This window comes from Nocardia terpenica (assembly GCF_013186535.1).
GTDB classification, from domain to species: Bacteria; Actinomycetota; Actinomycetes; order Mycobacteriales; family Mycobacteriaceae; genus Nocardia; species Nocardia terpenica.
In genome coordinates, this window is sequence record NZ_JABMCZ010000001.1 from 2,300,388 (window position 1) to 2,319,013 (window position 18,626).

The following is an 18,626-nucleotide window of genomic DNA, read 5'->3' on the forward strand; positions in this document are numbered from 1 at the left end:
GCGAGTACAGCACACTTCGCCTCAGCTTCGCGACCGAGCGGCGAACACCCCCTCCGCCTCGGCCGCGATCTCGGCGACGATGTCGGCCGCGGGTTGGGTGCGGTGCACCGATCCGGCGCTCTGGCCCGCGTACAGGGCCATCGCCTCGGTATCGCCGGTGGCGCCGATCAGCGGTGCGCGGTCGGCGTATCGGGGCACGGATTGCCCGTCGAGCCAGGTGCCGACGACGTCGTCCTCGCCGGGCCGCTGCCCCGGCGCCGGTCGACCGGCGGCCTCCCAGGCGCGAATCGTGCTGTTACGCAGGGCGCGATGGGGCGCGTCCGGCCAGCCCTTGTCGAAGATGATGCCGTGCACGGTGTCGGTCTCCGCGGCCGCGGCCACCGCCCGGCGGTACGCGTCGGCGGTGGCGGCCTCCTCGGCGAGCAGGAAGCGCGTCCCGATCCACGCCGCCTCGGCGCCCAGGGCCAGCACGGCGGCCAGCCCGCGGCCGTCGGCGATCCCCCCGGCCGCGACAACCGGAACCGGCGCCACCGCGTCCACGACGGCGGGCACCAGCGGTAAGGTCCCGACCTCGCCCCACACGTGCCCACCGGCCTCCCGGCCCTGGGCGACGATCACATCGACACCCGCCGCGACCGCGGCGCGCGCCTCGGCGGCGGAGGCGACCGTGTGCAGGTGCACCGCCCCCGCATCGTGGATCATGGCGGTGTACGGCGCGGGGTCGCCCCAGAAGGTGGAGACGATCCGCACCCCGGCCGCGAGGCAGTGCGCCACCCGCTCCTGCTGCGGCCAGTGCAGAATCACATTGACCCCGAAGGGTTTTCCCGTCGCCGCGGCGGTGCTCGCCACCCGTTCGGCGAGGCGTTGCGGGTCGTCCCAGCTCACCGCCAGCATGCCCAGCCCACCGGCATTGCTGACCGCGGCCGCGAGCGCGGGCACGCACGGCCCGCCGATCGGAGCCTGCACCACCGGCAGCTCGATACCGACGAGATCACAGAAACGGGTTCGGAGACTCACAGCGCGCCTTTCGTTGCCTTGCTTGTCATAGCGAATCCGGTTCGGGGACCGGGCTTGTGGCCGGTATCGGTCCATGGGAAGTCGGCGGGACCGGTCGCGAGGTCCATGGGATCACTTCTCCTAAGCAGAAATCAATACTGCGAAGAGGAATCTACTCCCGAAAGACGCTCACCCACAAGGGTTTCGAGACTGGTAGGTGCCTGCTATGTTTCTGCTGTGAAGAAAGCGGCTTCGGCGACCGGCCCGGGCGCACGGCCGCCGCGGTACCCGATCGAATCGGTCGACAACGCGCTTGAGGTGCTGCTGCTGTTCGGTGAGCGAGAACAGTTGCGGCTCACCGAGGTCGGCCGTCATCTGGGCGTGGCGTCGTCGACGGCGCACCGGATTCTCGCGATGCTGCACTACCGCGGATTCGTTCGCCAGGACGGGCGCGGGGCGGCGTATCGTCCCGGCCCCGCGCTCACCACGGTGGCGGCGGCGATCATGCAGCGCTTCGACATTCGCGCCACCATGCGGCCGTATCTGGAGCGCCTGCACGCCGACCTGGGGGAGACCGTGCACCTGAGCGTCCTCGACGGCACCGCCGTCCGGTTCGTCGACGCGATCGAGAGCCGCCAGCCGGTGCGCGTCGCCTCTCGGCTCGGTCGCTCCCTGCCGGCGACCGCCACCTCCTCGGGGAAGGCGATGCTGGCGCAGTTGCCGGTCGAGCAGGTGCGCGCGCTGTATCCGGCGCAGGAGCTGGAAGTCCTCACCGACAACGGCATTCGCACCAGGGATCTGCTGGAGCGCCGACTCGCCGAGATCCGCCGCCGCGGCTATGCCACCGGTACCGAGGAGAGCGAGCCCGGTGTGTCCTCGGTCGCGGTGGCTGTCGCCGTGGACGCCGCCGTCCGCATCGGGCTGAACGTGTCGGCGCCGACCTTTCGCATGTCCGCGGCCACGCGCAAGACCATTGCGCAGGCGCTGCTCACGGTTGCCGCCGAGGCCGCCGGTGCGCCGCACGGCTAGTCTCGGTGTGGTGGGTACCCGGGTGACGATCGTGCACGCCTGCCAGCGAGACGGAGAGGGCGGCAGCCCGACCGCGGTGATCGAGGAGACCGCGCCGCTGATCGACGCGGAGCGCCAGGCGATTCCGGCCGCGGTGGGTACCTCGCACGCCGTGTTCATTCGGCCCGACCGCGACCGGTCCGTGTCGCTGCGCTTCTTCACCGCCACCGGCGAATTGCCCGCCTGCGGGCACGGGACGGTCGCCGCGCTGGCCCTGCTGGCCGAACGCGCCGGGGCGGCGGAGTACGAGACCGTGCTGCGGGCGGGCGGGCGCACCTTCCCCGGCCGCGCCGTCGCCGACGGCAATCGCCTTACGGCACTGTTCGATCCGGGTCCCGTGGAACTGAGCACGCCCACCGACATCGAGCCCGTGCTGGCCGCCGTGGGCATCGACCGCGCGTCCGGGTGCCGCATCGCCTCGGTGGGACGGCCGCGACTGCTGGTGCGGGTTCCCGATCGCGCGGTCCTGGCCGGTCTGGCGCCGGACACCGGGCGCCTGCGCGATGCCTGCGACCGGCTGGGGTTGCTGGGCTGCTACGTCTACAGCGCACCGGCCTCGGCCGGGCGTGCCGCGGCACGCATGTTCGCACCCTCGATCGGCGTTCCCGAGGACATCGCCAACGTCAACAGCACCGCCTGCCTGGCCGCGCATCTGAGCGAAAACGGTATCGCCACAGTGGAAGTCGATATGGGCGACGCGCTCGGCCATCGCTCCACCATCGTGGCGAGCGCCCGTCCAGGCCCGGCGATCGAAGTCGGCGGCGCCGCAGCGGTTGTCGCACAGCCGATCTCGGTGGGTCAGTCCGTCGCGTAGAGCCTGAGCACGGCGTCGACCACGGATCGCACACGGCTCACGCGATCCCGGCATTGACAGGTAATTAGCTAATTCCCATAATGATCGGGTGCTCGAAGTAGATCTGGTCAAGGCGTTGGCCAGCGACAAGCGGCTGCTGATCCTGGAGTGGTTGCGCGATCCCGAGCGGCATTTTCGGCCGCAGCGGGACGGGGATCTGGTTCGCGACGGGGTGTGCTCGCTGTTTCTGGCCGAGAAGCTGGGCGTGAGTCAGCCGACCTGTGGTGCGCACCTGAAGATCCTCGCCCAGGCGGGACTGGTCGAGGGTACGAAGATCAAGCAGTGGGTGTTCTACCGGCGCAACGAATCTCGGATTGCGCAGGCGAAGGAGTTGTTGAGCGGTGAGTGGTGACAATACCGATCGGTACCGGCGGTTGATCGCGGATCTCGATGCCGCACAGGCGCGTTACCGCCTCATCGACCACCCCCCGGAGGGGCGCACCGACCTGGTCAGCGCGCTGCGCGGGCACGATGTGGCGCACGCGGCCAAGTGCCTGATCGTGATGGTCAAGATCGGCAAGAAGCAGACCCGGTACGTCCTGGCCGTGGTGCCGGGCCATGCCCGGGTGGATTTGCAGGCGATCAAGTCCGTGCTGGGTGGCAGCTATGTCGGCGTCGCAGGGAAGGACAAGGCCGAAGAGTTGGCGGGCAGCGTCAGCGGCACCGTCCTGCCGTTCACCTATCACCCGCAGCTGGAACTCATCGCGGACCCGACGCTGGTGGAGGCGCCGGAACTGTATTTCAACGCCGCCCGCCTGGACCGCTCCATCGCCTTGGCCGCCGACGACTACACGCGCATAGCGGTTCCCCGGCTCGAGTCCATCGCCCTCGCCGACGTCCTGCCAGGGGGGCAAGCATGATCGAGGTCGGTGCGCGCTCGCAGTTGAGTTACCGGATACCGGCGGGCCGGACCGTGCCCGACCTCTACCCGGACTCGCCCGAATTCCAGCAGATCCCAGCGGTTTTCGCCACCGGCTACCTGGTGGGACTGATGGAATGGGCCTGCGCGCGCCACCTCGTTCCGCACCTGCCCCGCGGCCGGACGAGCGTGGGCACCCACATCGATATCACCCATGTCTCACCCTCCCTGCCCGAGATGACGGTCACCGTCGAGGTCGAGGTGACGGCCGTGCTCGACCGGACCATCCGGTGGTCGGTACTCGCCCGCGACGATCGCGACACCATCGGCGAGGGCACCCACCGCCGGGCCGTCATCGACACCGACCGATTCATCGCCCGGGTCAACGACAAGGCGGCCGCGGCCTCGGTGACGCCACTGCTGCGCCGGTAATCGCCTACCGCGGCGGCCGAGCGGGTAACGTCTGCACCAGCCGAATACGATCCACGGCCGCCGCGCAGGGTGGTTGTGGTCGGGATCGGCCCTCGATCGCAGGCGTCAGGCATCCGATCGGGGCTACAGGCAAGGAGCCTTCATGACCTCGGCCCGAAGCAGCCGTTTCGTCGATCCGGTCGTCGCGTTCGCGGACATCCGCGCCGCCGAGAAGACGGCACACCTCGAGCGGAACGCGCTGGCCGCGAAGACGGTCGCCGTCTACGCGCAGGACGCCGCCGAGTGCATGGAACTGCTGGCCATGCTCGGGCTCGATCTGTCCGAATTGAAGTAGGCGCGGGAGCGAAATAGGCGCGGTCGACGGGGCCGCCGCAGGCCGTCGCACACGGGTGTGGCATGCTGTGTGGCGAGCACGGGTTGTTGATGTGATCGCTCGGCTCACAACAGGAAGTAAATACAAAGTATGTCGCAAGGCAGTGTGAAGTGGTTTAACGGCGAAAAGGGCTTCGGGTTCATCGCGCAAGACGGTGGCGGTCCCGACGTTTTCGTCCATTACTCCGAGATTTCCGGCTCCGGCTTCAAGTCCCTCGAGGAGGGGCAGCGCGTCGAGTTCGAGATCGGCCAGGGTCAGAAGGGCCCGCAGGCCCAGAGCGTCCGCGCCATCTAGGAGCCGACAGCCAGAGACCCGCGCCGGTGGCGCGGGTTTCGTGCTTTTCCAGGGTTGTCGGTACTGTTGGTCCGGTGGGAACGGAACTCGGCAATCAGGTGCTGGTGCTGAAGTTCCTCGCCGCCTCGATTCTGCTGATCATGCTCCCTGTCGCCGTCGGCGGCACCGCACAGGCGTTGGCGGCATTGGCCATTGCGCTGCTCGCGGTGACGATGGTCGCGGTGATCGGGGCATCGACGCAGACCGCGGGCAGGTCGCCCGCCAGTTGGCGCGATCGCACCACCGTCGGGAAACCGTGCGGGCACACTGCGCCCGATGCCGCCGGTCACGTGCAGGCGCGAGCCCCAGGACGGGGCACCGGCTCGTAGATCTCTCCGGGAACAGATCCCGGAGGGCTTGCGGCCGGACTCATTTCGTCCCGTCCCGTTACGCACCCGCGGTCGTCGTCTCTGCCGCGGTGCAAGTCGACCCCTGGGGTATCCGATGGCTCTTCCCACCAACTCTTCCCGCACGCGATCGGCACAGCTACGAGCACTGATTTCCCGTGTCAGTGGCTACGTGTCCGTCGCGTATTACACGGCACAGCAAGCGATGTCGGTCGCCACGCTGCGGATCGGCGCGCTGCTGCTGATAGCCGTCCCGATCGCCGAACTCGCCGTCGGCGTGGACCTGATCACCACCCTCGGCCTCATCGCACCCGAACTGGCCGTGGTGGTCGCGATCGCGCTGATCGGCTTTTTCGCCTACCGGCGAGCGTCCCGCAAATAACCCGGCGACAATCGGTGATCATCCCGCGATAATGGCCGACGTGGAGGAGGTCGAGGTCGTTGTCGCCCACAGCGAGCGCGCGACCCTCCGCGTCGGCGACGTGTTCCTGAAGATCGACGCCGACCAAACGCGCCTCGACGTCGAGGTCGAGGCGATGGCGATGGCGTCGATCCCGACTCCGAAGATCCTGTGGCGCAAGCCATCTGTGCTCGCACTCGCCGCCGTCCCGGGCACGGCACTCGGCCGCCTCGGCGAGCCGTCGACCGCATCGCCAGCGGCATGGGCCGCGGCCGGTGCCGCCGTGCGGATGCTGCACGACCTCCCGCTGCCGCCCTGGCCCGGCCGCAGCCGCGACGAACTCGCCTCGCAACTCGACAGCGAATGCGAGTGGCTGCTCACCAACGACGTCCTTCCCGCCGACCTGGTCACACGCAACCGCCTGCTCGCCGAAACCGCACTCCGCCCGTGGACACCATCGTTCACACACGGCGACCTACAGGTCACCCACGTATTCACCGACGGCGACAAGGTCACGGGCGTCATCGACTGGTCCGAAACAAGCCAGGGCGACGCCCTGTTCGACCTCGCCACCTTGACACTCGGACACCAGGAGCACCTCGCCGACGTCGTCACCGGCTACGGCACCCCCGTCGACCTCGACGTAATCCGCGCATGGTGGTCATATCGAAGCCTGAAGGTAATCCGCTGGCTCATCGAGCACGGCTTCGACCCACAGCCGGAAATCTCCGTACTCAGATCCCAGCAGTGAGTTGTTCGGGCTGGAGGTGGGCGAGGAGCAGTTTGATCAGCAGTACCGGGACGAACCAGGCTGCCGCCGCGGGGATATGGGCGATGGCGAGGATTATCGATAGCGACAGCGCGGTCAGGGCGAAGCCCATCGGGCGACGCAGTGGTCGCGGCGTGGCCAGCACGACGGCCGCGGCGGCGAGGGTCGTGAGGTAGACGGCGAGCGCGGTCCACCAGCCGAAGGCCGGTGTGGCCCAGGCGATCAGGAATGGGTGCACGTGGACGGCGACGAAGGCGAGGTGGTGGCGTGGCGTCTGCCCGGGGCGGTGCCACCAGCGTTTGGCCGAATCCATGGCGTTGACGGTCGCTCCGCCGAAAATGTCGAAGGCGACCAGGCCGAGCACGACCAGGGTGAGTGGCTGCCACCCCGCGACTGCCCCGGCGACGACGGCGAAGGCCGCGCCGCTCGCCGCCGCGCCGTAGCCGAGCAGTCGTTCGGCGGGTGTCGCATCGGGGGCGATGAGGTTGGCGTCGAGCCGCCGCAGCGCCGGAGTCGCCATCATGAGTTCTTCTCCGCTCCAATGCCGTTCACACAGACATCGACGATCGTGTCGGCCAGCGTGGCGACCGGCAGGGCAGGATCGATCAACCACTGCAAAAGGCAGCCCTCGATGGCGCCGACGACGACGGCCGCGTGACCGATTCCGACGCCGGGACGCACAGCACCGTCCGCCTCCGCCGCTCGGAGCAGATCGGCGATGGCCGTCCGATACCCGTCGTAGACCGTCGCCATGTCCAATGGCAGGTCGGCGTCGACCCCGCGGCCGATCGACCACAGGTCCAACAACATTCGGGACAGTTCGGGCGCACCGGTCAGCAGCGCGAACGTCGATCGAATCAACCCGGTCAGCCGATCGATCGCAGGCCCGCCCCCCGTGGTCGCCCGCCGCAGCTGCGCCGCGGATTCCGCAGCGAACTCGTCGAACGCCGCGCGCAACAGCGCCTCCCGGCTCTCGAAAGCCAAATACACACTGCCCTTGGCAATCCCAGCCTCGGCAGCAACATCCTCGATACGACTCGCCGCAAACCCTTTACGCGCAAACACCCGAACAGCAGCGCCAAGAACCTCGGCCCGCCGCGCCTCAGGATCCACCTTCCGAGGTGCCATACCTACCCCTATGACTGACTGTTCAGTCATTATCGGCGACATCCGGTCGCCCGTCAACCGAACGAGTCGCGTTGTGGGGGAGGGGGTTCAGAGGAATTGCCCGGTGGCCAGGTAGGGGGACGGAGGGGGCATGCCGCGGACGGCGAGGTAGCCGTGTTGGCCGATATCGAGGCCCGCTGCCAGTCCGACGTCTACCGCCCATTCGTTGGTGGTGGTGATGCGGTTGACGAGGGTGTCTGCCTGTGCGCTGGCGAGTGCTTCCCAGAGCAGGTTTTCCGCGGTTCGCGGGTCGGCGGCGGCCAGGAGGTTCGGGCGTCCTTGATTGTCGATGTAGACGTATCCGGGCTTGTCGTTGGCGCGGGAGACGACCAAGCGGTAATTGTTCAGCAGGAGTTGATGATCGGGGCCGTGACCTGCTCCGCGAAGCCGCTGGTCCAGGCGGTCCATCCAGTCGAAGTCGGCGGCCGAGCCGTCGGCCAGGCCGGTCACCGGCGGGAGGGTGGAGCGGTCTACGGTGCCGGTCATTCGCATCAGGGGGTGCAGGGAGAAACCGGCCAATCGGTAGCGGCGCGTGGCCGCGGGATGCACGGTGGAGGCGAACATGCCCTGGCGACCGTCGGCGTGGGTCAGGACGGCGTCGAGCAATCGTTTCCCTATGCCCTGCCCCTGCCGGTCGGACAGGACGCCGTAGGTGGCCAAGTACCACAGCCGATCTCGATTCTGGGAGATGGCGAGTCCGACGATCTGCTCGCCCTCGGCCGCGACCCAGCAGCCGTGCGGGTCGACCTCGAGAAAGTGGCGCACGCGGTCGATCCACCGCTCGGCGACCTGGGCCGATCGAGGTTCGGGCTCGGGATCGCCGACTCGGCGAGTACGCCGATCGTATTCGAGAAATACTGCCGCAGAAGTGCGTTCAGCGGCGGGCACGTCGTCCGCGCGCATCGGTCTGACTTCTACGCGATCCATTCGCCCACGGTACGAAGAACTCGGTAGGGAAAGGAACTGATTTTCCGCCGGTCGCGTACGATCGGCCGACCTGGACCAGCCAGGCGATGTCTTCGTCGAGGTCGTTGGTTTCCAGGCGTTCCAGGGTGCTGGGGCCGGAGTCTTCGTTGGGGGGCTCGTGGTTGCGGCGGGACGCGAGGGCCGTGCGTAGCGAGTTTGCCGCTGCCGCTGCGAGATCGGTGTCGTCGCCGATTCGGTCCGGCGGTGGGGGGAGATAGGGGCGCAGTGCGCGCCAGCAGTCGCGGATTTCGATTACTCGGCGGCGGAGTAGGTAGCCGAGTTCGTCGGTGTCGAGATAGCTGCGCCAGCCGATGGTTTCGTGGAACAGGCTGACCTCCGGGAAGGCTCGGTGCAGGTCGCGCCACAGGGGATACAGGGCGTGCAGCAAGCGGAGGTGCCGCCACCAGTGGGTGGCCTGGGTCCAGTGCGCGGCCGCGGACGGGAGCATCAGGCCGACGATGATGCCCGCGAGGCCGATCCGGGAGGCCGCGCCGTTGAATGCCTCCCATCGAGCGGGATGGTGGGTCACCAATTGCACCGGCACCGCGACCAGCCGGTCGAGCGACAGGAACAGATAGCAGCCCGCGCCGACCGTGGCGGAGATCAGGCCGCGGCGCAGCCACCGGTCGGGACTGACCCGGGCCGACGACAGGCTGAGGCGGATGAGCATCACCAGACCGGCATTGAAACTCACGAGGTAGAAGACCAGGTAGGCGATGACGGACGGCCGACTCATGTCCGCGACCGGATCGGTTCCCTTGCCCGCGCCGACCGCCGCGACGGTCCACAGCCCGACCATGACCACCCCGACGACGAGCCCGTAGCCGATCGTCCACCAGATCTTGCGGGTGGCCGCGGCCGGTGGATTCGACCAGGTGGTCACCGCGATGAGCAACGCCGGGCTCAGCACCGCGGCGGCGAGCAGTTCCATGATCAACGTCGACACGTTGACCAGCCCCGTCCATGCCTGCAAACGCCGACCGACCACGGGCGTGGTGACGATCCAGCTGACGACGCCCGACGCGGTCGCGACCAGCAGCGCGACCGCGGCCGGGTCGCGATACATCCTGGTCGTCCGCACGAGCTGGTACAGGAATGCCGCCGCGCACAGGGCGACGACCAGCGGCCGGGTGGCAGCGAGGAAGGCCGTCACGAGATCAGCTCAGCGAGCGGCGGATTCGGACCAGGACCTCGTCGGCCGGTGTCGTCCCATCCGCCGCGGCGCCGTCGCTGCGCAGGCTGTCCTGGATGATCGTCGCCATCACCTCTGCTTGCTGTTCCTGGCGTTCGGTATACCCCGAGCGGCCGAGCAGATCGCGGACCAGGGCGGGGTCCAGATCGGGGAAGAGCAGGCGCGAGGTCTCGGTGGCGACCGCCGATATTCCGGTGTGCCCGTAGATGATGTGCCCGAGTTCGTGCGCGATGATGTGGTGCTGATGTTGTCGGCTCGCCGCCGCCTCGTAGATGATGAAGTCGGTGGCCGAGGTGGACAGCCAGAGCCCGCACGGCGCGGTCGGGCGGATCGTGATCGCCAGCAGTTCCAGCGGAATGCCGCGCTTGGCGCTCAGGGCCGCGGCGAACTCGAAGACATCGCCGCACGCCGGCAACGCGAGCGACTCCAGTTTTTCCTTCGCCGCCCGCCGCATCGCGGACACGGACTGCCGGCTACGCGAGCGTCCGGCGGTATTCGCGATCCACATCTGGCCTCACGGGAGTTAGCGTCGCATGTGCATACGGGTGATCTCCTCGATGATACGTGAGACCGACTGGCGCCCAGGGCCATCGAGCTCGAGCGCTCGCAATGCAATATTGCGGATGTCGGAATTGCGCAGGGCGGCCACCAGCGCCAGCTGCGTATCCACCCGTTCGGAGGTCTCGTCGTCGAAGAAATACGCGGCCGGGACCCGGAAGAAGGCGGCCAGCGCCTCGAGGTGTCGCTTGGTCGGATTGTCGCGCTGGCCGGTGCGCAGCTGCCAGACATAGGTCTTGGAGAAGGTGCCGCCGCCGAGCTCGGAGCAGCCCTTCGCGACTTCCTCGTTGGAGTACTCGCGGCCGAGCGGCTGGACGGTCTTGAAGAGCTTCTCGATCTTCGACGCCAGTGAGGGAGTTGTCTCGTCCACTGTCCTGCCACTCCTCGTGTTCGCTGTGGTGAACAGATGTTAGTGCATGTATCACGCCAGTTGACGCGAGGCCGCGTTCCGGATAGGCTCCACACTGTTCGCTGAGATGATCGGACAGCTTCTGTTCGATCATTCGAGTTTATCTCAACCGCGGAGCCGGGGGAAAGATGAGCGGTGTCGGGAAGATTGAGTCGACGGTCGTGTCCGTGCCGATCTCGGAGCTCGCACCGCTGACCATATCGCCCCGCATGTCCGGTGAGAATGCCGACCATGTCCGGGCGCTGGCCGAATCGGCGGTCGCCCTGCCGCCGATCGTCGTTCACCGGCCCACCATGCAGGTCATCGACGGACTGCACCGGCTGCGCGCGGCGCAGCTGCGCGGGGAACCGACCATCGCGGTCGTATTCTTCGACGGGACGGCCGCCGAGGCGTTCGTGCTGGCGGTGAAATCCAATACCGCACATGGGCTTCCGCTCTCGCTCGCGGATCGCAGGGCCGCCGCGCAGCACATCCTCCGGTCGCATCCGCACTGGTCGGATCGCGCGATCGCGGTGGTCGCGGGGCTGTCGCCCAAGACCGTCTCCGCGATCCGGCGGCGGACGGCTGTGGAAATTCCACAGTCGTCCGGGCGGATGGCCCGTAACGGGGTGTTTCATCGCGGCATCGGCACGGCGGGTCGGCGGGCGGCCGTCGAACTGTTCACCACCGATCCCGACGCCTCGGCCCGGAAAGTGGCGCTGGCGGCGGGCATTTCGGTGACCACGGCCAAGGATGTGCGGCGACGCCTGCGCCAGGGGCAGGACCCGGTGCCGTCTCGGGTCGCCGACCGCTCCAAGCCCACGAGACAGCCCTCGGACCCCACCCAGGTGTTGCAGCGCCTGCGCCGGGACCCGGCGCTGCGCTTCGCCGATTCCGGTCGCACCCTGTTGCGCTGGCTGGAACCGCCGGTCGGCGATGGCGCCGATTGGGGCGTGATCGTCGCGGCCATTCCGCGGCACTGCGCGCCGAGCCTGGCCGAGCTGGCGCGTCGGCGCGCCGACGATTGGCAGCACATGGCGCGGCTGCTCGACCAACGCGCCTGATCGACACTCCGGCGGCCGTCGTGCCCTCCGGCGTGGAATGTCTCGAAGGGTTCAGCGATGTCTCGTTCCGCCCGGCTCGCGATTGCGCTGCTATTCGTCGCGTGGGCCGTCGATTTCGTCGATCGGCTGGTCGTCAATTTCGCGCTGACACCGATCGGTGACACCTTCCGTCTCGATCACGCCGAGCGCGGACTGGTGGTGTCGGTGTTCTTCGTCGCCTATGCCGCCATGCAGATTCCGGGCGGATTGCTCGCCGACCGATTCGGTGCTGTCCGAATGTGCGTGATCGGCATGGTGGCGTGGTCGGTGTGCACCGGATTCACCGCGGCGGCATGGTCGTTCGCCGCGCTGCTGGTGGCCCGCGGTCTGTTCGGCGCCACCCAGGGGGTATTTCCGGCGGCCGCGGTGAAGGCCCTGGCCGAGCGGGTCGAGCCCGTGTGGCGCAATACGGCCAACGGGTGGGTCAATACCGCCAGCGCCTGCGGTGTGACGCTCGCGGCGGGGCTGGCCGGACTGCTGCTGCCCGTGATGGGTTGGCGCGGCATGTTCGTCGCCATCTCCGGAATGGGGGTGCTGGCGGTGCTGGCGTGGCTGCGGTGGTTGCCGCGGCCGCTCTCCGGTATCGCGTCGCCGGTTCGTCGGCCGGCGTGGCGGCTGCTCGCCTCGCCCGCGATAATCGGTTGTGCCGCAATATCTTTCGGCTACGGTGGGCTGACCTGGGGGCTCACCACCTGGGCGCCCACCTACCTGGAGGAACGACACGGGGTGGCAGGCGGTGCGGCGGCCGCGTTGTCCACCGCCCCGATCCTCGCGGCCGCGATCACGACCGTGGTCGGGGGCTGGTTGTCCGATCGCCTTCGCGGCCGCCCGCGCCTGATCGTGGTGCCCGCCATGACCGTTTCCGGGGCTCTGGTGATCGCGCTGCCCTACACCGACTCCGTCGCCCTGTTCACGGTCGTGCTCACCGCGCTGTCGGGCACCGCGGCACTGTCCGCGATGGCGGCGCTGTCGGTGCCGCTGCACGCGCTCGACGCCGGGGAACTGGGGGCCGTCGCCGGGCTGACCATGTTCGGCGCCCAACTCGCGGGCATTGCGTTCCCGCTCGAATTCGGCATCATTGTCGATGACATGTCCTATACCGCCGCATTCGCGTCGCTGGCGCTCGGACCGGTGGTCGGTATCGTCGCCGCGAGTCTGATTCCGCAAACAGTCGAGACCTTTCGGGATGCTGTGAAATCTCGTCTCGACCGGTCGTCGGCCATCGCCACATCGTCGGCTTCATTGTAGCGTGTGGGCGTGGAGCGGAATTACACCCCGCAGGAATACGAGCGTGCCGAGCGCATGCTGAAACATCGTCGGGCCGAACTCCTTTCGGGCCTGATCGATCGTTACGTCCGGCTGGAGAAAACGGAATCGTTCTGGTACAGCACCTCGGGCAAGGCGGGTGTGGAATACGTCCTGGTCGATCCGGTCGCCCGCACGCGGCAGCCGGCGTTCGACCACGACCGGCTGATCGCCGCCGTCGCGGCGGCCGCCGGTCGGCCGAAGGGGTCGGCGGTCCCGTATCTCCTGGAACTCGAACCCGGCGAGTCGGCGTTGGTCGCGGGCCCGGAGGGGCTGTGGCGGTGCGCGCTCGACGACTACTCCTGCACACCGGGACGACTGCCCGCGACCGCCGCGCCCGGCGAGTCGCTGTCGCCGGACGGGCGCTGGACCGTGTTCGTCCGCGACCACAATCTCTGGGCCCGCGACGAGGACGGCACGGAATTCGCGGTCACCACGGACGGCGCCGCCGACAACGCCTACGGCGTCGGACCCACCTTCGGCCAGTTCCGTTCCGTCGCCAGGGCATTCGGGGTGGTGCCCGGCCCGGTGGTGCGATGGGCGCCGGACGGTCACCGGTTGCTGACGCACCGGATGGACGAACGCGACGTCGAGACGCTGCACCTGCTCGAGTCGACGCCGCGGACCGGCCGCCGCCCGGTGACCCACACCTACCGGTATCCGATGCCGGGCGAGCCCGGCCAGCCGCAGGCCCACCTGGTGGTGGTCGATCTGGAACGCCGGACCGTGACCGCCTCGGACGGTGGTCCGCTGCATACGCCCTATGTGTCGCCGCTGTCGGTGGGCCGGGCCTGGTGGTCGCCGGACGGTACGACCATCTACTACCTGGACTCCGGACGAGACGCTCGCACGCAGCGCCTGATCGCACTCGATCCGGCGACCGGCCACACCCGGACGGTCATCGAGGAGTCCGGCGCGACCCGGGTCGAGCCGACCCAGGTGATCCTCGACCCGGCCATGGTGCACACCCTGCGGAACGGGCAGATTCTGTGGTACTCCCAGCGGGACGGCTGGGGGCACCTGTATCGCTATTCCGCGGCGGGCGAGTTGCTGAACCGGGTGACCACCGGCCCGTGGGCGGTACGGTCGATCGCCCACATCGACCAGGACGCGGAGGTCGTGTACTTCACCGCCGCGGGCCTGGTCCCGGCCGATCCGTACGTGCGGCAGATCTGCCGGGTCGCCCTGGACGGCACCGAATTCGCCCGGCTCACCGACGATTCCGACGATCACACGGTGTGGCTGCCCGGCTCGGGCGCCTACCTGGTGGACACCGCGTCCCGGGTGGATCTGCCGCCGGTGGCGGTCGTGCGGGATCGGTCCGGCGAGGTCGTGCTCGAGCTGGAACGCGGCGACGCCACCGCGCTGGCGCAGGCGGGCTGGAGCCCGCCGGAGCGGTTCACCGCCAAGGCGGCCGACGGGGTCACCGATGTCTACGGAATCCTGTGGCGCCCCTACGGATTCGATCCGGCTCGATGCTATCCGGTGATCGACCACATCTATCCCGGCCCGCAAACCTTCCGCGCGCAACCGGGTTTCGACAATTCCTGGACCGGCGAGCCGGAGGCGTATGCCGCCCTCGGGTTCGTGGTGGTCGCGGTCGACGGCCGCGGAACTCCGGGGCGGGACAAGGCATTCCACGACGCCTCGTACGGGCACCTCGACGAGGCGGGCGGGCTCGCCGATCATGTCGCCGCCCTGACCGAGCTCGGAAGCCGGTATCCCTGGCTGGATCTCGACCGGGTCGGCGCGACGGGCTCGTCCGGCGGCGGGTTCGCCACCGTGCGCGCGATGCTCGAATATCCGGACTTCTACACGGTGGGCGTGGCGTCCTCGGGCGGCCACGACTATGGTCGCTACCTGTCGATCTGGGGCGAGATCTACCACGGGCCATGGGATCCCGAACGCTACGAGGCGCTCGCCAACAGTCGGCTCGCCGCGAATCTCGCCGGGCGGTTGTTCCTGATCCACGGCGAACTCGACGACAATGTCCCGATCTTCCAGACCTTCACGCTGGTCGACGCGCTCATCGCGGCGAACAAGGATTTCGACCTGCTGGTCGTCCCCGGCGTGGGGCACGCCATGTTCCACCGCGAATCGTATGTGCTGCGCCGCAAGTGGGACTTCTTCGTGCGCCACCTGATGGGCGCCGAACCACCGGCCGGATATCGGCTCGCGGACATCCCGATGCGTTTCGAGCCGGGAGCACAGTTTTGACCGTGATCGTTCTCGAGAACGCCTCGGTTCTCGACCCGGACCGGGGCACGCTGCTGCCGGATCACTCCATAGTGGTGTGTGACGACCGCGTCACCGAGGTCGCGCCCGGCCCCGAAGTGCGGGTGTCCGAACCGGATCGGGCGATCGACGTGCGCGGCCGGGTGGTGATGCCGGGGCTGATCGACGCCCACGTGCACGTGTATCTGCAAAGCCTGGACGTTGGGCGGCTGGCCTCGTGGCTGCCGTCCTATCTGGTCCCGAAGGCGGCGGTCGCGCTGCGGGACATGCTGCGCCGCGGGTTCACCACGGTGCGCGACACCGGCGGCGCCGACTTCGCCCTCGCCCGGGCCGTCGCCGACGGCCTGATCGAGGGGCCGCGGCTGATCTTCGGGGGACCGGCGTTGTCGCAGACCGGCGGGCACGGCGACGCCCGCGAACCGGGCCAGCAGACCATGGAGGGCTGCCCGCGCTGCCCGACGGTGGCGCGCATCGCGGACGGTCCGGACGAGCTGCGCAAGGCGGCCCGCGACATTCTGCGCACCGGCGCCCATCACCTGAAGATGATGCTCACCGGCGGGGTCATCTCGCCGCTCGACGACATCACCTCGGTGCAGTTCGGGCCCGACGAGATCGCCGTGGTGGTGCGCGAGGCCGCGGCCACCGGCCGGTACGTGCTCGGCCACGCCTACCAGGCGGCGGCGATCAATTCCGCACTGCGCCAAGGGGTCCGCAGCATCGAACACGGAAATTTCCTGGACGAGGAATCGGTCTCGCTGTTCGTGGCGAACGACGCCTTTCTCGTACCCACCCTCATCACCTATCAGATGATGGACCGGGTGGGGCGGCAGCTCGGGATGAGCGACGCCGCGTATCGCAAGAACGCCGAGGTGCTCGCGGCGGGCCTGAGCTCGCTGGAACTGGCGCATCGCGGCGGTGTCGATATCGCCTACGGCAGCGATCTCGTCGGGGAGTTGCAGGACCGGCAGCTGGACGAATTCCTGATCCGCGCGCAGGTGCAACCACCGCGCGAGCTGATCCGGTCGGCCACCACCGTGGCCGCGCGACTACTCGGTATGGGGGACGAGATCGGGCTCATCCGGCCGGGTTATCTCGCGGATCTGCTGGTGCTCGACGGAAATCCCTTGGAGGACATCGCCGTCCTCGCGCAGCCGGACAAGAATCTGCGGGCGGTGATGCGGGGCGGTCGAATTCTCGTCGATCGGTCGTTAGAATGACGCTGACGGTACGTATTCGGGGGAATGCCGCCAGCGCGCGAACGGGACAACATTTTTGGGGGCATCGAGTTCCATCATGGATTTCGGTTTAGACCGTGTCTCACATGGATGTAATCCGTTTTGCCTGCACCGAGATTGGTTGTGTTGCATGATGTTCGGTCGTGACGGATGTGTTGTCGCAGCGGTTGGTGCCGGACGAGTTGTGGGAGCTGGTCGAGCCGCTGCTGCCGGAGTTCGCCTCGCGCCCGCAGGGCGGCGGCATCGCCCCGACCGACCAGCGGGCGGTGTTCACGGCGGTGGTGTATGTGCTGACCAGCGGTTGTGCGTGGCGGATGCTCCCGCCGTCGTTCGGTGTGAGTGTGCCGACGGCGCATCGCCGGTTCACGGTGTGGACCCAGGCCGGCGTGTGGCGGCGACTGCACCGGGCGATACTCGACGAGCTGGGCAGCCGGGGCCTGATCGACTGGTCGCGGGCGGTAGTCGATGCGGCGAGCGTACGGGCGAAAAAAGGGGCGATCTGACCGGGCCGAACCCGACCGATCGCGGCAAGCCCGGCTCCAAGCAGCACATCCTGTCCGATCGGACGGGAATCCCGTTGTCCGTGGCGGTTTCGGCCGCCAACGTCCACGACTCCCAAGCGCTCAAACCGTTGGTGAAAGCGATCCCGGCAGTCCGGTCGCGACGTGGCCCGCGGCGACGCCGGCCGGGCAAGTTGCACGCCGACAAGGCATACGACCAGCCCGAACTGCGGCGGTGGGTGCGCCACCGGGGCATCGCAGTCCGCATCGCCCGCAAGGGAATCGAGTCCAACCAGCGACTCGGCCGCCACCGGTGGGTGATCGAACGCACCGTGTCGTGGCTGACCGGCTACCACCGGCTCAACATTCGCTACGACCGCAAGGGAATTCATTATCTGGGCTTCCTGACGCTAGCCGCCGCACTCACCTGCTTCAAGAAGCTGATGAAAGCGGCCATATGAGACACGGTCTTATTCTATTTCGCCGATGCCGGTCACAGCGACCGGCACGCATACGATCTGCTGATTCGCGGCGCGAAATTCGCCGACGCGAACGGATTCCGCTCGGTGTGGACGCCCGAGCGACACTTCCACGAATTCGGGGGAATCTACCCGAATCCGGCAGTGGCCGGGGCCGCGATCGCCGCGGTGACCGAACGCGTCGCGATTCGGGCGGGCAGTGTGGTCGCGCCGCTGCACCATCCGATCCGCATCGCGGAGGAGTGGGCGGTCGTGGACAATCTGTCGAACGGCCGGGCGGGCATCGCCTTCGCCTCCGGCTGGCACGCGGGTGATTTCGTGCTGAGTCCCGGCCGGTACCACAGCCGTCGCGCGGACACCTATGCCGCGATCGAGGAGGTGCGTCGGCTGTGGCGCGGCGAGTCGACCACCGGCCCGGACGGGATCGGCCGCGAGGCCGAGGTGCGCATCTTTCCCAGCCCGATACAGCCGGAGCTACCCACCTGGCTGACCACCGCGGGCAGCGTCGAATCGTTCCGGGCCGCAGGCACACTGGGCACCGGCGTGCTCACTCATCTACTGGGCCAGGATATTTCGGCGATCGGCGAGAAGATCGCCGCCTACCGGGCGGCCTGGCGGGCCCAGCCGGGGCGCACCGGGAACGGCCACGTCGCGCTGATGATCCACACCTATATCGGCGCGGACCGGGCGTCGGTGAAAGAGATTGTGCGCGAACCCTTCACCGACTATCTGCTGAGTTCCTTCGATCTGGTCATGCGCGCGGTCGACAGCGCCGGCGCCACCGACGCCGCGGCGGATATCGCGGCGCTGACCGACGACGATCGCCGGTTCCTGGTCGAGGCCGCGTTCGATCGGTACTTCCTGACCAACGGCCTGTTCGGCAGTGTCGACGACGGCATGGCGATGTGCGCGGCGCTGCACGAGGCCGGGGTGGACGAACTCGCCTGCCTGATCGACTTCGGTGTCGACCACGGCCGGGTGCTGACCGGGCTCGACGATCTGGCCCGGCTCCGCCGAGCCTGGGCCGAGCGCGAACAGCTGCAACCGGCCGCGCGCTGAGGGGGGACA

General features: G+C 68.4%; 22 protein-coding genes and 1 pseudogene. 16 read left to right on the forward strand and 7 right to left on the reverse strand.

Annotated features, from left to right (window positions below):
• Positions 1–21: 21 nt before the first annotated feature.
• On the reverse strand, positions 22–1,017 hold the full coding sequence (locus tag HPY32_RS10670; protein ID WP_067590634.1) for an NAD(P)H-dependent flavin oxidoreductase: 996 nt from the start codon (positions 1,015–1,017) through the stop codon (positions 22–24).
• A 216-nt stretch (positions 1,018–1,233) separates the two neighbouring features.
• On the opposite strand from HPY32_RS10670, the gene HPY32_RS10675 reads away from it, so the two are divergent.
• From HPY32_RS10675 to HPY32_RS10720, 10 genes are all read left to right on the forward strand, one after another.
• Positions 1,234–2,025, forward strand: a complete 792-nt coding sequence (locus tag HPY32_RS10675; RefSeq protein WP_067590632.1) for an IclR family transcriptional regulator — start codon at positions 1,234–1,236, stop codon at positions 2,023–2,025.
• Between the two features lie 10 nt (positions 2,026–2,035).
• Positions 2,036–2,878, forward strand: a complete 843-nt coding sequence (locus HPY32_RS10680) for a PhzF family phenazine biosynthesis protein (protein ID WP_197696551.1) — start codon at positions 2,036–2,038, stop codon at positions 2,876–2,878.
• A gap of 88 nt (positions 2,879–2,966) precedes the next feature.
• Positions 2,967–3,269 (forward strand): ArsR/SmtB family transcription factor, encoded by a 303-nt coding sequence (locus HPY32_RS10685; protein ID WP_067590631.1) that lies wholly within the window; start codon positions 2,967–2,969, stop codon positions 3,267–3,269.
• The gene (locus HPY32_RS10690; protein WP_067590626.1) at positions 3,259–3,777 is read left to right on the forward strand and encodes a YbaK/EbsC family protein; all 519 of its coding nucleotides are present in this window, start codon (positions 3,259–3,261) and stop codon (positions 3,775–3,777) included. Before HPY32_RS10685 ends, HPY32_RS10690 begins: the two co-directional genes overlap by 11 nt.
• A complete protein-coding gene (locus HPY32_RS10695; protein WP_067590623.1) occupies positions 3,774–4,208 on the forward strand; it encodes a thioesterase family protein in 435 nt (144 codons plus the stop codon). Before HPY32_RS10690 ends, HPY32_RS10695 begins: the two co-directional genes overlap by 4 nt.
• A 142-nt stretch (positions 4,209–4,350) precedes the next feature.
• A complete protein-coding gene (locus HPY32_RS10700; RefSeq protein WP_067590620.1) occupies positions 4,351–4,542 on the forward strand; it encodes a hypothetical protein in 192 nt (63 codons plus the stop codon).
• Positions 4,543–4,671: 129 nt separating this feature from the next.
• Positions 4,672–4,875 carry a cold-shock protein gene (locus tag HPY32_RS10705; protein ID WP_067590617.1) on the forward strand — a complete coding sequence of 68 codons (204 nt, stop codon included), beginning with the start codon at positions 4,672–4,674 and terminating at the stop codon, positions 4,873–4,875.
• Between the two features lie 74 nt (positions 4,876–4,949).
• Positions 4,950–5,243, forward strand: a complete 294-nt coding sequence (locus tag HPY32_RS10710) for a hypothetical protein (protein WP_067590614.1) — start codon at positions 4,950–4,952, stop codon at positions 5,241–5,243.
• 190 nt (positions 5,244–5,433) lie between these two features.
• Positions 5,434–5,643: a hypothetical protein gene (locus HPY32_RS10715; protein ID WP_156674567.1), complete on the forward strand. Its 210-nt coding sequence runs from the start codon at positions 5,434–5,436 to the stop codon at positions 5,641–5,643.
• Between the two features lie 31 nt (positions 5,644–5,674).
• Complete coding sequence (locus HPY32_RS10720) at positions 5,675–6,412, forward strand: aminoglycoside phosphotransferase family protein (RefSeq protein ID WP_171982779.1); 738 nt, start codon at positions 5,675–5,677, stop codon at positions 6,410–6,412.
• On the opposite strand, the gene HPY32_RS10725 is transcribed toward HPY32_RS10720, so the two are convergent.
• The 6 genes from HPY32_RS10725 to HPY32_RS10750 all read right to left on the reverse strand — a co-directional run bounded on the left by HPY32_RS10725 (position 6,396) and on the right by HPY32_RS10750 (position 10,683).
• Positions 6,396–6,953 (reverse strand): hypothetical protein, encoded by a 558-nt coding sequence (locus HPY32_RS10725; RefSeq protein WP_067590610.1) that lies wholly within the window; start codon positions 6,951–6,953, stop codon positions 6,396–6,398. The two genes, HPY32_RS10720 and HPY32_RS10725, sit on opposite strands and share 17 nt — an antisense overlap.
• Positions 6,950–7,543: a TetR/AcrR family transcriptional regulator gene (locus HPY32_RS10730; RefSeq protein ID WP_231951730.1), complete on the reverse strand. Its 594-nt coding sequence runs from the start codon at positions 7,541–7,543 to the stop codon at positions 6,950–6,952. Before HPY32_RS10730 ends, HPY32_RS10725 begins: the two co-directional genes overlap by 4 nt.
• 102 nt (positions 7,544–7,645) lie before the next feature.
• Entirely contained in the window at positions 7,646–8,500 is an 855-nt protein-coding gene (locus HPY32_RS10735) for a GNAT family N-acetyltransferase (RefSeq protein WP_082871555.1), read from the reverse strand.
• On the reverse strand, positions 8,472–9,716 hold the full coding sequence (locus HPY32_RS10740) for an MAB_1171c family putative transporter (RefSeq protein ID WP_082871554.1): 1,245 nt from the start codon (positions 9,714–9,716) through the stop codon (positions 8,472–8,474). Before HPY32_RS10740 ends, HPY32_RS10735 begins: the two co-directional genes overlap by 29 nt.
• A 4-nt stretch (positions 9,717–9,720) precedes the next feature.
• Positions 9,721–10,218: an ImmA/IrrE family metallo-endopeptidase gene (locus HPY32_RS10745; protein WP_171982780.1), complete on the reverse strand. Its 498-nt coding sequence runs from the start codon at positions 10,216–10,218 to the stop codon at positions 9,721–9,723.
• Between the two features lie 60 nt (positions 10,219–10,278).
• A complete protein-coding gene (locus HPY32_RS10750; RefSeq protein ID WP_067590603.1) occupies positions 10,279–10,683 on the reverse strand; it encodes an XRE family transcriptional regulator in 405 nt (134 codons plus the stop codon).
• A 167-nt stretch (positions 10,684–10,850) separates the two neighbouring features.
• Between HPY32_RS10750 and HPY32_RS10755 the strand changes: the two genes are divergently transcribed.
• The 6 genes and pseudogenes from HPY32_RS10755 to HPY32_RS10780 form a co-directional block, all read left to right on the forward strand.
• On the forward strand, positions 10,851–11,765 hold the full coding sequence (locus tag HPY32_RS10755) for a ParB/RepB/Spo0J family partition protein (protein ID WP_067590600.1): 915 nt from the start codon (positions 10,851–10,853) through the stop codon (positions 11,763–11,765).
• A 57-nt stretch (positions 11,766–11,822) separates the two neighbouring features.
• Positions 11,823–13,052: an MFS transporter gene (locus HPY32_RS10760; RefSeq protein ID WP_067590598.1), complete on the forward strand. Its 1,230-nt coding sequence runs from the start codon at positions 11,823–11,825 to the stop codon at positions 13,050–13,052.
• Between the two features lie 9 nt (positions 13,053–13,061).
• Positions 13,062–15,326 (forward strand): S9 family peptidase, encoded by a 2,265-nt coding sequence (locus tag HPY32_RS10765; protein ID WP_231951728.1) that lies wholly within the window; start codon positions 13,062–13,064, stop codon positions 15,324–15,326.
• Positions 15,327–15,328: 2 nt separating this feature from the next.
• Complete coding sequence (locus tag HPY32_RS10770) at positions 15,329–16,561, forward strand: metal-dependent hydrolase family protein (RefSeq protein WP_231951726.1); 1,233 nt, start codon at positions 15,329–15,331, stop codon at positions 16,559–16,561.
• A 173-nt stretch (positions 16,562–16,734) separates the two neighbouring features.
• A protein-coding gene (locus HPY32_RS10775) for an IS5 family transposase (protein ID WP_373686626.1) occupies positions 16,735–17,540 on the forward strand; the annotation gives its coding sequence in 2 pieces (ribosomal slippage) (positions 16,735–17,065 and positions 17,065–17,540; 807 coding nt in all).
• A gap of 21 nt (positions 17,541–17,561) precedes the next feature.
• Positions 17,562–18,617, forward strand: a pseudogene (locus HPY32_RS10780) (MupA/Atu3671 family FMN-dependent luciferase-like monooxygenase); the annotation flags it as partial.
• Positions 18,618–18,626 lie beyond the last annotated feature (9 nt).

What these genes read in the sequence shown, in the direction of transcription:
- HPY32_RS10695 (WP_067590623.1), top strand. Translation starts at nt 3,774, where the DNA reads ATGATCGAGGTCGGTGCGCGCTCGCAGTTGAGTTACCGGATACCGGCG.
- HPY32_RS10700 (WP_067590620.1), top strand. Translation starts at nt 4,351, where the DNA reads ATGACCTCGGCCCGAAGCAGCCGTTTCGTCGATCCGGTCGTCGCGTTC.
- HPY32_RS10705 (WP_067590617.1), top strand. Translation starts at nt 4,672, where the DNA reads ATGTCGCAAGGCAGTGTGAAGTGGTTTAACGGCGAAAAGGGCTTCGGG.
- HPY32_RS10720 (WP_171982779.1), top strand. Translation starts at nt 5,675, where the DNA reads ATGGCCGACGTGGAGGAGGTCGAGGTCGTTGTCGCCCACAGCGAGCGC.
- HPY32_RS10725 (WP_067590610.1), bottom strand. Translation starts at nt 6,953, where the DNA reads ATGATGGCGACTCCGGCGCTGCGGCGGCTCGACGCCAACCTCATCGCC.
- HPY32_RS10735 (WP_082871555.1), bottom strand. Translation starts at nt 8,500, where the DNA reads ATGCGCGCGGACGACGTGCCCGCCGCTGAACGCACTTCTGCGGCAGTA.
- HPY32_RS10755 (WP_067590600.1), top strand. Translation starts at nt 10,851, where the DNA reads ATGAGCGGTGTCGGGAAGATTGAGTCGACGGTCGTGTCCGTGCCGATC.
- HPY32_RS10760 (WP_067590598.1), top strand. Translation starts at nt 11,823, where the DNA reads ATGTCTCGTTCCGCCCGGCTCGCGATTGCGCTGCTATTCGTCGCGTGG.